The organism is Streptomyces sp. NPDC030820 (assembly GCF_055572075.1).
This window is the reverse complement of record NZ_JBVIEB010000011.1, coordinates 135,228-148,945: the sequence shown is the minus strand read 5'-3', so window position 1 is coordinate 148,945 and position 13,718 is coordinate 135,228. Positions and strand designations below refer to the sequence as shown.

Here is a 13,718-nt window from a genome sequence, read left to right as displayed (position 1 = left end):
GTCACTGTCCTTCCCGGTCGGATACGACCGAAGCGTATCGATTCCCACCCGTCGGACCGCCCTCGGCGGCCCGACCGCTTGTGCCGCTCTCGCCGCCCACCGCGGCATGGCCGCCGGTGGACCCGAAGCCCCCTTCGGCCCGCGTGGAGTCGGGAAGCTCCGCGACCTCCTGGAAGCGGACCCTCTCGACCTGCTGGACGACCAGTTGGGCAATCCGGTCGAAGCGCTCGAACCGCACACTCTCACGCGGGTCGAGATTCACCACGATCACCTTGATCTCCCCACGGTACCCGGCATCAACCGTCCCCGGGGCATTGACGAGGGCGACACCGCAGCGAGCGGCGAGACCGGAGCGCGGGTGCACGAAGGCCGCGTACCCCTCGGGCAGGGCGATCGACACACCCGTGGGGAGCACGGCTCGCTCCCCGGGGCCCAGTTCGCACGGCTCGGTGGTGCGCAGATCGGCTCCGGCGTCCCCCGGATGCTCGTACGCCGGAAGCGGTACGTCGGGGTCGACGCGCCGGAGCAGCACGTTCAGGGGGCCACGGCTCACGGGTTCACCTCGAAGGCGCGGGCACGCCGGATCCGGTCCGGGTCGCTCATCGCGGCCTGGATCTCCTCCTCGCGGCCGTGGTCGATGAAGTGGTCGACCTTGACCTCGATGAAGAGGGCGTCGGCGCGGACCGCGACGGGCCCGTCGGGGCCGCCGATGCGTCCGGTGGCGGTGGAGTAGATCTTCCGCCCGGCGACGGCGGTGACCTCGGCCTCCAGGTACAGCGTGGTGCCGACGGGCACGGGCCGCACGAAGTCGGTCTCCAGTCGGCCGGTGACGGCGATGGTCCGCAGCAGCCAGTTCAGCGAGCCGAGGGTCTCGTCGAGGGCCGTGGCCAGCACTCCGCCGTGCGCGAGGCCCGGGGCGCCCTGGTGGGCGGGCTGGACGGTGAACTCGGCGGTCAGCGAGACACCCTCGCCCGCCCGGGCCTCCAGGTGCAGTCCGTGCGACTGCCCGGGGCCACAGCCGAAACAGTGTGCGTAGTGGGCGCCGAGGAGTTCTCCGGGCGCGGGCGCGTCGGGGTGCCGTACCGGTTTCACCGCGTCGGCGGGGGGCTGAAGGCTTGCGGAACTACCACTCACAGGCGCAGACCTTACCCGCGCGTCGGGCCGATACGGATCCCGTGCCAAGCTTGGCTCCATGCAGCTCTCCGCCACCCCTTACGAAGAACGCCTCACCACCCCCCGCTCGTGGTGGCTGATCAGCTTCCTCGTGGGCGTCTCCTTCGCCCTGATCCTGCTGCCCTTCGGCACTCTGCCGCTGCTCGGCGGCCTGGTCGGCGGTACGGCGGCGGCGGCGGTGGTTGCCAGTGCGTACGGCTCCCTGCGCATCCGGGTCGTGGGCGACTCGCTGATCGCGGGCGAGGCGAAGATCCCGGTGTCGGCGCTGGGCGAGTCCGAGGTGCTGGACGCGGAGGAGGCCCGCGCCTGGCGGACGTACAAGGCCGACACGCGCGCCTTCCTGCTGCTGCGCGCCTACATCCCGACGGCGCTGCGGGTGGAGGTCACGGACCCGGAGGACCCGACGCCGTACCTGTATCTGTCGACGCGGGAGCCGGAGAAGCTGGCGGCGGCGATCGAGGCCGCGCGCAAGGCGAACGCGTAGCGCTCCGGCGGGCGGCTAGAGCTCTTCGGGGAGGTCGCGCAGCTTCAGCGGTTCCGCCGGCTCCTCCAGCGGCGGCAGCTCTGCCAGTTCCTCCCAGGGCACCTGGATCTTGCGCAGGTCGGCCCGGATGTGCGCGGCGAGCTTCTTGGTGTCCCGGCGGTTCATGACCGCCCCGACCGCGGCGCCCACCATGAACGGCATCAGGTTGGGCAGGTCGCGGACCACCCGTTTCATGATCTGCTGGCGCAGTTCGCGCTTCATACGGACGCCGAGGGCCGCGTCGTACGTCGACGGCTTCGTCACGTCGATGCCGCGCTCCCCCGACCAGGAGGACAGATACGCGGTACTGCGGGTCTTGAGGTTCCCGGGCGGCCGTACGCCGTAGACCTCGTGGAGTTCGGCGACGAGCTTCAGCTCGATCGCGGCGACCCCGGTGATCTCCGCGGCCAGTTCGGTCGGCATCGCGGGCGGCACCGGCAGCATCGCCGCCGCTCCGATCCCGGCTCCCACCGTGGAGGTGCCGGCCGCGGCGCCCGCCACCAGCTTGTCGGCGAGCTCTTCGGGTCCGAGGCCCGGGAACTGCCGGCGCAGGGTCGCGAGGTCGCGTACGGGGACACGCGGGGCGATCTCGATGATCCGGTCCGCGAGGTAGGCCAGGCCCGCGCGGGCGCTGCTGCCGCCCCTGCGGACCCCTTCCAGGACCATGTCCCGGACCTTGTCACGCATCACCGCGGCCCGTCGCCAGGCGACGGGCGCGGGCTGCCGCACCGGCGCCGGGTGGTCCGCCCGGTCGGTCGCCGGTTCGAGCGGGGCCACCACTCCGGGTGCGCCCCGCTCGTCGTCACGCGCGCCGTTCGAGCCGTCGGACGGCCCTTCGTCCGCTTTCCCCAGGGAGAAGCGGCGCTTCCGTGGAGGGGTCGAGCCAGACACGGCCGACCCCTCCTCAGTCGCAGTCGCGGCAGATCGGCTGACCGTTCTTCTCCCGGGCCAGCTGGCTGCGGTGGTGCACCAGGAAGCAGCTCATGCAGGTGAACTCGTCCTGCTGCTTCGGCAGCACCCGGACGGCCAGCTCCTCGTTCGAGAGGTCGGCACCGGGCAGTTCGAGTCCCTCGGCGGCCTCGAACTCGTCGACGTCCACCGACGAGGTGGACTTGTCGTTCCTCCGGGCCTTCAGCTCTTCAAGGCTGTCCGAGTCGACGTCGTCGTCGGTCTTGCGTGGAGTGTCGTAATCGGTTGCCATATCGCTCTCCCCCTCTGGGTGTCTGCGGTGTCTCCAGCGCACGTAACGCGTGAGAGGCCGGACTTGTGCCCGACCTGAGGCGGAGATTTTGCCTCACATCAAGGTCTGTTACTCAATCGACACCCAACCCGACCTCTCAAGAGTGATCGGCTTGGATGGCGGTGAGGACCGTACACGGTTCGAATGCCGCACCTCAAAGGCGCCTCACCGTGTACTTCCCGTGATCATGAGCCCTGAAAACTGGGACTTTCCCGGCTTTCTGCCATGTTTCATGATCACAGAGAGTACATGGCTGAAAATCCGTGCATGTGATCGATCACACAACGGCAAGCCCATTCGGCGGCTGAAAAATTCCGCGTGAAGCGAACATCTCCCGCGTGTGTCGGTTCCGGGCCCCGGCGGCCCGGTCCCGGATCACAGCGGCAGGGTGACCCGCATCACCAGACCGCCGCCCTCACGGGGCTGCGCCACGATGTGGCCGCCGTGCGCGCGGGCCACGGACCGGACGATGGACAGGCCGAGTCCCACACCCTTGTCGCTGCCCGTGCGCTCCGTACGGAGCCGTCTGAAGGGCTCGAAGAGGTTGTCGATCTCGTACGCCGGCACCACCGGCCCGGTGTTCGTGACGGTCAGCACCGCCTGCCCGTGCTGGACCTCGGTGGTCACCTCGACCCAGCCCTCATCGGACACGTTGTACCGCACCGCGTTCTGCACCAGGTTCAGCGCGATCCGCTCCAGCAGCACGCCGTTGCCCTGCACCACCGCCGGCTTGCGCTCGCCGCGGATCTTCACGCCCTTGGCCTCGGCCTCGGCGTGCACCTGGTCGATGGCCTGGGTGGCGACCTCGGCCAGGTCGACGGGCCCCCGCTCGACGATCTGGTTGTCGCTGCGGGCGAGCAGCAGCAGGCCCTCGACGAGCTGCTCGCTGCGCTCGTTGGTGGCCAGCAGCGTCTTGCCCAGCTGTTGCAGCTCCACCGGCGCGTTCGGGTCCGACAGATGGACCTCGAGAAGCGTTCTGTTGATCGCGAGCGGGGTGCGCAGCTCGTGGGAGGCGTTGCCGACGAAGCGCTGCTGGGCGGTGAAGGCCCGCTGCAGCCGCTCCAGCATGTCGTCGAAGGTGTCCGCCAGCTCCTTCAGCTCGTCGTCCGGGCCGTCCAGCTCGATCCGGCGGGACAGGTCGGAACCGGCCACCTGACGGGCGGTGCGGGTGATCCGGCCGAGCGGGGACAGCACGCGGCCGGCCATCGCGTAACCGAACGCGAAGGCGATCACGGCGAGGCCCAGCAGAGCCAGCAGGGAGCGGCTGAGCAGGTCGTCCAGAGCCGCCTGGCGCTGCTGGTCCACGCAGTGGGCGATCACTTCGTTGAAGTCCGACAGCGGCACCGGGTTGGAGTTGATCGCGGTGATCGCGGGGCAGTTGTCGCTGGTGACCCGGATGTTCGTCCCGCTGACGATCTTGAACAGTGGCTGGTTTCCGGTGCTGATCGCCTGCGCGGCCAGCAGGTAGATGATCGACAGCAGCAGGATGCCGGCGATCAGGAACATGCCGCCGTAGAGCAGCGTGAGCCGTATGCGGATGGTCGGGCGCAGCCACGGGAAGGGGGGCTGCGGCCTCCTGGGGTCCCAGGTGGGTTTCGGTGGCGCCTGGGGCGGCGCGGGTGTGGCGGCCATGGCGGATCAGATCCGGTAGCCGGAGCCGGGGACGGTGACGATCACCGGCGGCTCGCCCAGCTTGCGCCGCAGGGTCATCACGGTCACCCGCACGACGTTGGTGAACGGGTCGGTGTTCTCGTCCCAGGCCTTCTCCAGCAGCTGCTCCGCCGAGACCACCGCGCCCTCGCTGCGCATGAGCACCTCCAGCACCGCGAACTCCTTGGGCGCGAGCTGGATCTCCTTGCCCTCGCGGAAGACCTCACGGCGGTTGGGGTCCAGCTTGATGCCGGCGCGCTCCAGGACCGGCGGCAGGGGAACGCTCGTACGACGGCCGAGCGCACGCACGCGCGCGATCAGCTCGCTGAACGCGAAGGGCTTGGGCAGATAGTCGTCGGCGCCGATCTCCAGGCCCTCGACCCGGTCGCTGACGTCGCCGGACGCGGTGAGCATGAGCACGCGCGTGGGCATGCCCAGCTCGACGATCTTGCGGCAGACGTCGTCGCCGTGCACCAGCGGGAGGTCGCGGTCGAGGACGACCACGTCGTAGTCGTTGACGCCGATGCGCTCCAGGGCGGCCGCACCGTCGTACACGACGTCGACGGCCATGGCCTCCCGGCGCAGTCCGGTGGCCACCGCATCGGCGAGCAGCTGCTCGTCCTCGACGACGAGTACGCGCACGTCGCTTGTCCTTCCTCATGTCCACCCGCGTAGCGCGCCGTGGGCGCGTGCGGGCAGGGGTGTTCGTGGGGTGTGACCTCCATCCTGCCCTTTTCGGCCGTAAGTCGGCTGTAAGGCGGGTTGCGGACCGCACAGATCCGCGCCCCGGGGCGGGAATACGAGATTTTCTCCTCCGGTTGAGGTTTCCGGGTGAGGGAGCGGGGGGAGGACGGCTTTACACCCCGCGATCACGCTCTGCATGTGCCGCAGCACCATGCGGTACTCCGCGATCCGCTTCCGCAGAGTGGGCGCGGGTGTCCGGCACCGTCGCCGCCCAGCAGGGCAGCGCTGGGCACCCGTGAGAGACGTGATCGCCCCTTTCCCAAACAGGCACACCCCCGTGCCACCGACCCACGACCCAGGACGAGGGGGCGCAGCATGGACGCTTTCACCGCAGGACTTCTGCAGCGCATAAGGGCGACCGAGTCCGACCTGTCGCGGGCTCGTGACGAGGGTGACGACTTCCTCGTCGAAGTGGAGCAGGCAGAGCTCGACGACCTGCGACGCCTCGCCGCCGAACACGGTGTGGAGGTCGGCGCGTCACGCGTCTGATCGGCCCGAAAGCGCAACAGCGGGACCCCCGGCGAATCCAGCGCCGGGGGTCCTGTCCGTTTCTCACCTGCGGGCTCGGTCAGTCGTGCCACGCCCCGAACTCCTCCAGCAGCCCCTGCAGCGGCTGGAACACCCCCGGCGACCCGGCGACGGTCAGATCCGGCGACGGCCGCTCTCCGGGCCGCCCACCGACCAGCGCGCCCGCCTCCCGGGCGATCAGGTCACCCGCCGCGAAGTCCCACGCGTTCAGCCCCCGCTCGTAGTACCCGTCGAGCCGGCCGCAGGCCACATCGCACAGGTCGACCGCCGCAGAGCCGCTGCGCCGGATGTCCCGCAGCAGCGGGATCAGCCGGCCGGCCACCTCGGCCTGGTGGGCGCGGACCGCGGCGACATAGTTGAAGCCGGTGGAGACCAGCGCCTGGTCGAGAGGGGGCGCGGGGCGGCAGGCGAGCGCCCGCTCGCCCTCCCATGCGCCGGTGGCCCACGCGCCGCCGCCACGTACCGCGTGGTACGTCTCGCCGCGCATCGGAGCGGCGACGACCCCGACGACGGTCTCGCCGTCCTGCTCGGCCGCGATGGACACCGCCCAGGTCGGCAGCCCGTACAGGTAGTTCACCGTGCCGTCGAGCGGGTCGATCACCCAGCGGACGCCGCTGGTGCCCGCCACGGAGGCGCCCTCCTCGCCGAGGAAGCCGTCGTCGGGCCGCCGGCCGCAGATCAGGTCGGTGATCAGTTTCTCCGCCGCGATGTCCATCTCGGTGACGACGTCGATCGGGCTGGACTTGGTCCTCGCCACGGCCAGGTCGGCCGGTCGGCCGTCCCGCAGCAGCTCACCGGCGCGGCGGGCGGCCTCCTGGGCCAGCTCCAGCAGTTCCCGGGGCAGGGGGTCGGTCACGGGTCTCCTCATGCGTAGGGGCTGTCGGCGCCGGCGGCGGCCGGGTGGGGCGCACGGGCGGGGCAGCAGCCGACCGGGCAGAGGTTGTGGCTCGCGCCCAGCGCGCCCAGGGCGCACGGGGTGACCTCCTGGCCGCGCTCCACGGCGGCGCGCTCCGTGATCAGGTCGCGGACGGCGGCGGCGAACCGGGGGTCGGCGCCGACGGTGGCCGAGCGGCGTACCGGCAGGCCCAGTTCCTCGGCCCTGGCCTTGGCCTCGGTGTCGAGGTCGTAGAGGACCTCCATGTGGTCGGAGACGAAGCCGATGGGCGCCATGACGACGGCCGGGACGCCCGCCGCGTGCTGCTCCTGAAGGTGGTCGCAGATGTCCGGCTCCAGCCACGGGATGTGCGGGGCGCCGGAGCGCGACTGGTAGACCAGCCGCCAGGGGTGGTCGACGCCGGTGTGCTCGCGGACGGCGTCGGCGATCAGCTGGGCCACGTCCAGGTGCTGCTCGACGTAGGCGCCGCCCTCTCCGTGGGTCTCGACGGGACCGGAGGTGTCGGCCGCGGAGGTCGGGATGGAGTGGGTGGTGAAGGCGATGTGGGCGCCCGCACGGACGTCCTCGGGGAGGTCTTCGAGGGCGCGCAGCACGCCGTCGACCATGGGCTCGACGAAGCCCGGGTGGTTGAAGTAGTGCCGCAGCTTGTCGATCTTCGGCAGCGGCAGGCCCTCGGCCTCCAGGGTGGCCAGCGCGTCGGCCAGGTTCTCGCGGTACTGGCGGCAGCCCGAGTAGGAGGCGTAGGCGCTGGTGGCGAGCACGAGGATGTGGCGGCGGCCGTCGGCGACCATCTCGCGCAAGGTGTCCGTCAGATACGGCGCCCAGTTGCGGTTGCCCCAGTAGACCGGCAGGTCCAGGCCGTGCTCGGCGAAGTCCTTGCGCAGGGCGTCCAGCAGGGCGCGGTTCTGGTCGTTGATGGGGCTGACCCCGCCGAACAGGAAGTAGTGCTGCCCGACTTCCTTCAGGCGTTCCTTCGGGATGCCGCGCCCGCGCGTGACGTTCTCCAGGAACGGGACCACGTCGTCCGGGCCTTCGGGGCCGCCGAAGGAGAGCAGGAGCAGGGCGTCGTACGGGGTGGCATCGAGCGCGTCTGGCATGTCTCGATCCTGCCACTCGGTACTGACAGCCAGGAAACAGCCGGGTGACGAGTCGGGTCCCAGCCGGTTTATGCCGGTTTTTCCCGGCGTTAAACGAGATGCAATTAGGGTCACCTAATTCGTAAGCTGTATCAGCCGCATTCGCGCCTTACCGAGCCGCTTCGGAGACCCCGTGTCCAGCCCCTACAGAGCCCTGTTCGCCGAACCCGGCACCAAGGCGTTCTCCGCCGCGGGATTCCTCGGCCGGATGCCGCTGTCGATGATGGGCATCGGCGTGGTCACGATGGTCTCCCAGCTGACCGGGCGGTACGGGCTCGCCGGGGCGCTGTCGGCCACCATCGCGCTGTCCGCCGCGGCGATCGGGCCGCAGATCTCCCGGCTGGTCGACCGGCACGGGCAGCGCCGGGTGCTGCGTCCCGCGACCCTGGTGGCCCTCACGGCGGCGGCCGGGCTGCTGCTCGCCGCGCACCTGAAGTGGCCGGACCGGGTGCTGTTCGGGTGCGCCGCCGGGATCGGTTCGGTGCCGAGCCTGGGCGCGATGATCCGGGCCCGCTGGGCGGCGCTGTACCGGGGCACCGACAGGCTGCACACCGCGTACTCGTTCGAGTCGGTCGTCGACGAGGTCTGCTTCATCTTCGGCCCGATCATCTCCATCGGGCTGTCCACGGCCTGGTTCCCGGAGGCGGGGCCGCTGCTCGCCGCCTGCTTCCTGGCCGCCGGCGTCTTCTGGCTCACCGCCCAGCGCGCCACCGAACCGGAGCCGCACCCGCGCGAGCACCACGGCGGCGGTACGGCCCTGCGCTCGGCCGGGCTGCAGGTGCTGGTGGCCACCTTCGTGGCGACCGGCGCGATCTTCGGGTCGGTGGACGTGGTCACCGTCGCCTTCGCCGACGAGCGCGGCCACAAGGGCGCCGCGAGCGTGGTCCTGGCGCTGTACGCGGCCGGATCCTGCGTGGCCGGGGTGGTCTTCGGGCTGCTGCGGTTCGCCGGGACGCCGGAACGCCGCTGGCTGCTGGGCGTGGCGGCGATGGCCGTGAGTATGATCCCCCTCCTACTGGTCGGAAACCTGCCGCTTCTGGCCGTGGCGCTGTTCGTTGCGGGGCTGTCCATCGCACCGACGATGATCACGACGATGTCCCTCATCGAAGAGCACGTACCTCGCGCGCAGCTCACCGAGGGCATGACCTGGGTGAGCACCGGCCTCGCGGTCGGGGTCGCGCTCGGCTCGTCCGTGGCCGGATCGGTGATCGACGCCGCCGGGGCGCGGGCGGGGTACGGGGTTCCGGCCGTGTCCGGCGCCGTCGCGGTCGCGGTCGGTTTCCTCGGGTACCGCCGGCTGCGCAGGCCGGCCGCGGGTCGGGGAGGCACCGTTGAGCAGCACAGCGAGCGGGAAGAACGGCACCTGGCGTAACTGGGGCGGGAACGTCTCCGCCCGGCCCGCCCGGCAGGTCACGCCGGCGTCGGTGGAGGAGCTGACGGCGGCGGTGCGGCGGGCCGCCGAGGACGGCCTGAAGGTGAAGGCGGTCGGGACCGGCCACTCCTTCACATCTATAGCCGCCACCGACGGTGTATTGATCCGCCCTCAACTGTTGACGGGCATTCGCAAGATTGATCGTGAATCCATGACGGTCACGGTCGAGGCCGGCACCCCGCTCAAGAGACTCAATGCGGCTCTGGCGCGCGAGGGGCTGTCGCTCACCAACATGGGCGACATCATGGAGCAGACCGTCTCCGGGGCCACCAGCACCGGCACGCACGGCACGGGCCGCGAGTCGGGTTCGATCGCCGCCCAGATCAAAGGGCTCGAACTCGTCACGGCGGACGGCTCGGTGCTCACCTGCTCCGAGAAGGAGAACCCCGAGGTCTTCGCGGCCGCCCGGATAGGCCTCGGCGCCCTCGGCATCGTCACCGCGATCACCTTCGCCGTGGAGCCGATCTTCCTGCTCACCGCGCGCGAGGAGCCGATGCCCCTCGACCGGGTCCTCGCCGAGTTCGACCAACTCTGGGCGGAGAACGAGCACTTCGAGTTCTACTGGTTCCCGCACACCGGCAACACCAACACCAAGCGGAACAACCGCAGCGCCGGTCCCGAACAGCCCGTGGGGCAGCTGGCCGGCTGGTTCGAGGACGAGTTCCTCTCCAACGGCGTCTTCCAGGTGGCCCAGTGGGTCGGCCGCGCCGCCCCCGCCACCATTCCCGCCATCGCCCAGATCTCCAGCAAGGCCCTGTCCGCGCGGACGTACACGGACATCCCGTACAAGGTGTTCACCTCACCGCGCCGGGTGCGCTTCGTGGAGATGGAGTACGCCGTCCCCCGCGCGGCCCTGGCGGAGACGCTGGGCGAGCTGAAGAACATGGTCGAGCGCTCGGGGCTGCGCGTCAGCTTCCCCGTCGAGGTGCGCACAGCCCCGGCCGACGACATCACCCTGTCCACCGCCTCCGGCCGGGACACCGCCTATGTCGCCGTCCACATGTTCCGGGGCACGCCCTACCAGGCCTACTTCACCGCGGCGGAGCGCATCTTCACCGCGCACGAGGGCCGGCCGCACTGGGGCAAGGTGCACACCCGGGACGCCGAGTACTTCACGCGCGTGTACCCGCGTTTCGGCGAGTTCACTGCGCTGAGGGACCGTCTTGACCCGGAACGGCTGTTCCAGAACGACTACTTGCGGAGGGTTCTGGGGTCGTAGGCGTCGCGTCGGACGCGCTGGGCGTGGGGGTCGGCGACGGGCTCGGGCCGTCGCTCGCCTCTCCGCCCGGGGAGTCGCCGGGCGTCGGCGTCGCGCTGTGGGCCCTGCCGTCGCCGGCACCGGACGCGTGCTCGCGGGACGGTGTGGCCGAAGGGGCCGGTGTCTCTTCGGACTTGACGGGTGTGTCGGACATCGAGGAGGACGAGCCCCGACCGGTGACGGCGCCGCTGACCGTCGTACCCGTGCCGCCGCTGAAGCTGTCGCCGGACACCAGTTCATACGTCGTGATGCCGGCCATGGTCACCCCGAACACGACGGCGGCCGCGAGCACCGGCCGCCGCCGGCTCTTCACCCGCGCGCGGTAGACCGTGCCCCCGTTGAACTCGCCCGGAGCCGGTGGCACTTGCTCCCTGGGACGGACCGCGACCGCCGCCTCCCTCAGCTGCTCCCCGGTCCGCTTGAAGAAGTGCTGGAACAGCGTGCCCCCGCAGGTGGCCACGATGCTGACGACTCCCGCGCCGAGAATCGTGCCGTAGACCCCGAAGTACGACGCCAGTTTGGCCGCCACGACGGCCGCGAGGGCACTGCCCGCGACCTGGGGGACGCTCAGGTCGATCCGCTTGCGACCCGCATCGGGCGTCTCACGCATACCCGGAACTTGCCCGCCTTTCCCGTACTTGATCGACATTGATCCACCGACTGCACGAGATAGGGACGTACGACGGAAACCATTAGTTCCGTTTCTGGGGATTGCGTGAAGTTCGCCACGTTCATGATCGGCGAAACCGGTTGCCGACGACCAAGTCGCACGCCTTGCCAGAAGTTGGGCGGCGCGCCCATCCACGCACATGGTCCAAATGGAGTACTGTTGCGAACCCTGGGTCCGGTCTCCTACCAGGGTGTCCGCGGCCTTGAAGGACCGCCGGGAGGGGGCTAGTTGCACAGGGTGACGAATTTGGTCACTTAGCGTTGCGAATAGGTAACCGTGCCATAACGGCGGCCCAGGGCCCGTGCCCGACACGCCGGGCAACTCGGCAAGGTTGTGGCAGGCTGCACCCGGGCAGGCCACACTCGACTAGCGGAAGCAGCGACGCACGTGACGTCGGCAGGCACCACCCGGGAGGTCCCCATGCCCGAACTGCGTGTCGTGGCCGTCTCGAATGACGGCACACGGCTGGTGCTCAAGGCTGCCGACGCAACGGAGTACACCCTTCCGATCGACGAACGGCTGCGCGCCGCCGTGCGCGGCGACCGGCCGCGCCTCGGCCAGATCGAGATCGAGGTCGAGAGCCATCTCCGCCCCCGTGACATCCAGGCGCGTATACGCGCCGGTGCCACCGCGGAAGAGGTCGCGCAACTCGCCGGCATCCCCGTCGACCGGGTCCGGCGCTTCGAGGGGCCCGTGCTGGCCGAGCGTGCCTTCATGGCCGAGCGCGCCCGCAAGACCCCGGTCCGCCGCCCCGGCGAGAACTCCGGGCCGCTGCTCGGCGAGGCCGTGCAGGAGCGGCTGCTGCTGCGCGGCGCCGACAAGGACACCGTGCAGTGGGACTCCTGGCGCCGCGACGACGGCACCTGGGAGGTGCTCCTCGTCTACCGGGTCGCGGGCGAACCGCACTCGGCGAGCTGGACGTACGACCCGCCCCGGCGGCTCGTGCAGGCCGTGGACGACGAGGCGCGCTCGCTGATCGGCGAGTCCGACGACCTCGCCGTGCCCGAGCCGAGCTTCCCGTTCGTCCCGCGCATCGCCCGCCTGCCACGCGAGCGTTCGATGGACCGCGCGCTGGACCGGGGCGAGCGGGAGCGGCCGACTCTGCCCGCGCAGGCCTCCGAGCCTCCCGAGGAGAGCACGGGCGAACGCGACTCGCTGACCAGCCTGCTGGAGGCGGTACCGAGCTTCCGGGGCGACCTGGTGGTCCCGGAGCGCCCGGCGGAGAACCCGGAGGAACCCGACGGCGAGCCGGCCGCCGAGGAGCCCCCGGCCCCCGCCGCCTCGGCCGGTTCGGCCTACGCGGACGTCCTCATGCCCCGCTCCGTAGGCAGCCACCGCGACCGGCTGATCGGCGCCACCGACCGCCAGGCCGAGGCCGACGGCGTCCGCCCCGGCCGCCGCGCCGCCGTGCCGAGCTGGGACGAGATCGTGTTCGGCACGCGCCGCAAGAAGCAGGAGTAACCGGCCGTAGGAAACGGGAAGTGGGGGCACGCTCGCGTGCCCCCACTTCCGGCTGCACGCGTGCGTGCCCCGCTTCTCGACCGCCGCTACTGCGGATCCGCGCCCACCGCCACCGGACGGGACGGGTCCGAGGACCACTCGGACCAGGAACCGACGTACAGGGCCGCCGGGATGCCCGCCACGGCCAGCGCGAGCACCTCGTGGGCGGCGGAGACGCCCGAGCCGCAGTACACGCCCACCTCGGTGTCCGTGGAGACGCCCAGGGCCTTGAAGCGGTCCCGCAGCTCCACCGCGGGCAGGAAGCGGCCGTCGGGGCCCACGTTCTCCGTCGTCGGCGCCGAGACCGCGCCCGGGATGTGCCCGCCGACCCGGTCGATCGGCTCCACCTCACCGCGGTACCGCTCCCCCGCCCGCGCGTCCAGCAGCACACCCGCGCGGGCCAGGGCCGCGGCCCCGTCCGCGTCCAGCAGGCCCGACGCGGCAGGAGCCGGCCGGAAGTCGCCCTCGGCCACAGCCGGCACCTGCGTGGACAGCTCGCCCTGCCAGGACGGCAATCCGCCGTCGAGGACCCGCACGTCCGGGTGACCCGTCCAGCGCAGCAGCCACCAGGCGCGCGCGGCCGCCCAGCCCTGGCCGCCGTCGTACACGACGACCGGCCGGTCGGCCGACACGCCCGCGCGGCGCATCGCGGCGCCGAACTCCGCGAGGTCCGGCAGCGGGTGCCTGCCCGCCTCCCCGGGCGCGCCGGCCAGCTCCCGGTCCAGGTCGACGAAGACCGCGCCGGGGATGTGCCCGGCCGCGTACTCGGCCCGCCCGTCGAAGGCCGGCGCGCCCGCCGCCTTCGCCAGGCTCAACTGCCAGCGCACGTCCAGCAGCACCGGAGGGCGGTCCCCGGTCAGCTCGTGTGCGAGATCTGATGCGGTGATGATGGCTGTCATGGCGCCATGCATACGCCAGGGGTGGCCGCGGCGTCCAGGTCCGGCTACTCTGCTCGGCCGGACAGTCTCG

Annotated in this window: 15 protein-coding genes; 5 read left to right on the top strand and 10 right to left on the bottom strand. The window is 71.2% G+C overall.

Features of this window, described 5'->3' with window-relative positions; genetic code table 11:
- Position 1: 1 nt before the first annotated feature.
- On the bottom strand, positions 2 to 553 hold the full coding sequence (dut, locus tag ACZ418_RS28955; RefSeq protein WP_468368649.1) for a dUTP diphosphatase: 552 nt from the start codon (positions 551 to 553) through the stop codon (positions 2 to 4).
- Entirely contained in the window at positions 550 to 1,134 is a 585-nt protein-coding gene (locus tag ACZ418_RS28950; RefSeq protein ID WP_468368646.1) for a PaaI family thioesterase, read from the bottom strand. The genes dut and ACZ418_RS28950 overlap by 4 nt, the downstream gene beginning before the upstream one ends.
- Positions 1,135 to 1,192: 58 nt before the next feature.
- Between ACZ418_RS28950 and ACZ418_RS28945 the strand changes: the two genes are divergently transcribed.
- Entirely contained in the window at positions 1,193 to 1,657 is a 465-nt protein-coding gene (locus ACZ418_RS28945; RefSeq protein ID WP_468368643.1) for a DUF3093 domain-containing protein, read from the top strand.
- 15 nt (positions 1,658 to 1,672) lie between these two features.
- Here ACZ418_RS28945 and ACZ418_RS28940 read toward each other — a convergent pair whose 3' ends face one another.
- From ACZ418_RS28940 to ACZ418_RS28925, 4 genes are all read right to left on the bottom strand, one after another.
- On the bottom strand, positions 1,673 to 2,587 hold the full coding sequence (locus ACZ418_RS28940) for a hypothetical protein (protein ID WP_468368640.1): 915 nt from the start codon (positions 2,585 to 2,587) through the stop codon (positions 1,673 to 1,675).
- A gap of 13 nt (positions 2,588 to 2,600) precedes the next feature.
- Positions 2,601 to 2,897 carry a DUF4193 domain-containing protein gene (locus ACZ418_RS28935; protein ID WP_003997302.1) on the bottom strand — a complete coding sequence of 99 codons (297 nt, stop codon included), beginning with the start codon at positions 2,895 to 2,897 and terminating at the stop codon, positions 2,601 to 2,603.
- Positions 2,898 to 3,311: 414 nt separating this feature from the next.
- Positions 3,312 to 4,568: a sensor histidine kinase gene (locus ACZ418_RS28930; RefSeq protein ID WP_468368638.1), complete on the bottom strand. Its 1,257-nt coding sequence runs from the start codon at positions 4,566 to 4,568 to the stop codon at positions 3,312 to 3,314.
- Positions 4,569 to 4,574: 6 nt separating this feature from the next.
- Positions 4,575 to 5,228: a response regulator transcription factor gene (locus ACZ418_RS28925; protein WP_023546086.1), complete on the bottom strand. Its 654-nt coding sequence runs from the start codon at positions 5,226 to 5,228 to the stop codon at positions 4,575 to 4,577.
- Positions 5,229 to 5,645: 417 nt separating this feature from the next.
- Here ACZ418_RS28925 and ACZ418_RS28920 point away from each other — a divergent pair, with 417 nt between their 5' ends.
- Positions 5,646 to 5,819 carry a hypothetical protein gene (locus ACZ418_RS28920; protein ID WP_023546087.1) on the top strand — a complete coding sequence of 58 codons (174 nt, stop codon included), beginning with the start codon at positions 5,646 to 5,648 and terminating at the stop codon, positions 5,817 to 5,819.
- Positions 5,820 to 5,898: 79 nt separating this feature from the next.
- Here ACZ418_RS28920 and ACZ418_RS28915 read toward each other — a convergent pair whose 3' ends face one another.
- Together ACZ418_RS28915 and ACZ418_RS28910 are read right to left on the bottom strand one after the other, a co-directional pair.
- Positions 5,899 to 6,714 (bottom strand): inositol monophosphatase family protein, encoded by an 816-nt coding sequence (locus ACZ418_RS28915; RefSeq protein WP_468368636.1) that lies wholly within the window; start codon positions 6,712 to 6,714, stop codon positions 5,899 to 5,901.
- Positions 6,715 to 6,722: 8 nt separating this feature from the next.
- Positions 6,723 to 7,850, bottom strand: coding sequence for a ferrochelatase (locus ACZ418_RS28910; protein WP_468368633.1), 1,128 nt, complete (start codon positions 7,848 to 7,850; stop codon positions 6,723 to 6,725).
- Between the two features lie 172 nt (positions 7,851 to 8,022).
- On the opposite strand from ACZ418_RS28910, the gene ACZ418_RS28905 reads away from it, so the two are divergent.
- Positions 8,023 to 9,261 (top strand): MFS transporter, encoded by a 1,239-nt coding sequence (locus ACZ418_RS28905; RefSeq protein WP_468368631.1) that lies wholly within the window; start codon positions 8,023 to 8,025, stop codon positions 9,259 to 9,261.
- Positions 9,221 to 10,540, top strand: a complete 1,320-nt coding sequence (locus ACZ418_RS28900) for a D-arabinono-1,4-lactone oxidase (RefSeq protein WP_468368628.1) — start codon at positions 9,221 to 9,223, stop codon at positions 10,538 to 10,540. The genes ACZ418_RS28905 and ACZ418_RS28900 overlap by 41 nt, the downstream gene beginning before the upstream one ends.
- Here ACZ418_RS28900 and ACZ418_RS28895 read toward each other — a convergent pair.
- Positions 10,464 to 11,189, bottom strand: coding sequence for a hypothetical protein (locus ACZ418_RS28895; protein ID WP_468368626.1), 726 nt, complete (start codon positions 11,187 to 11,189; stop codon positions 10,464 to 10,466). The genes ACZ418_RS28900 and ACZ418_RS28895 overlap by 77 nt on opposite strands.
- Positions 11,190 to 11,669: 480 nt before the next feature.
- Between ACZ418_RS28895 and sepH the strand changes: the two genes are divergently transcribed.
- Positions 11,670 to 12,710, top strand: coding sequence for a septation protein SepH (sepH, locus tag ACZ418_RS28890; RefSeq protein ID WP_468368624.1), 1,041 nt, complete (start codon positions 11,670 to 11,672; stop codon positions 12,708 to 12,710).
- A gap of 86 nt (positions 12,711 to 12,796) precedes the next feature.
- Here the strand turns inward: sepH and ACZ418_RS28885 are convergent, their stop codons facing one another.
- On the bottom strand, positions 12,797 to 13,648 hold the full coding sequence (locus ACZ418_RS28885; protein ID WP_468368622.1) for a sulfurtransferase: 852 nt from the start codon (positions 13,646 to 13,648) through the stop codon (positions 12,797 to 12,799).
- Positions 13,649 to 13,718 lie beyond the last annotated feature (70 nt).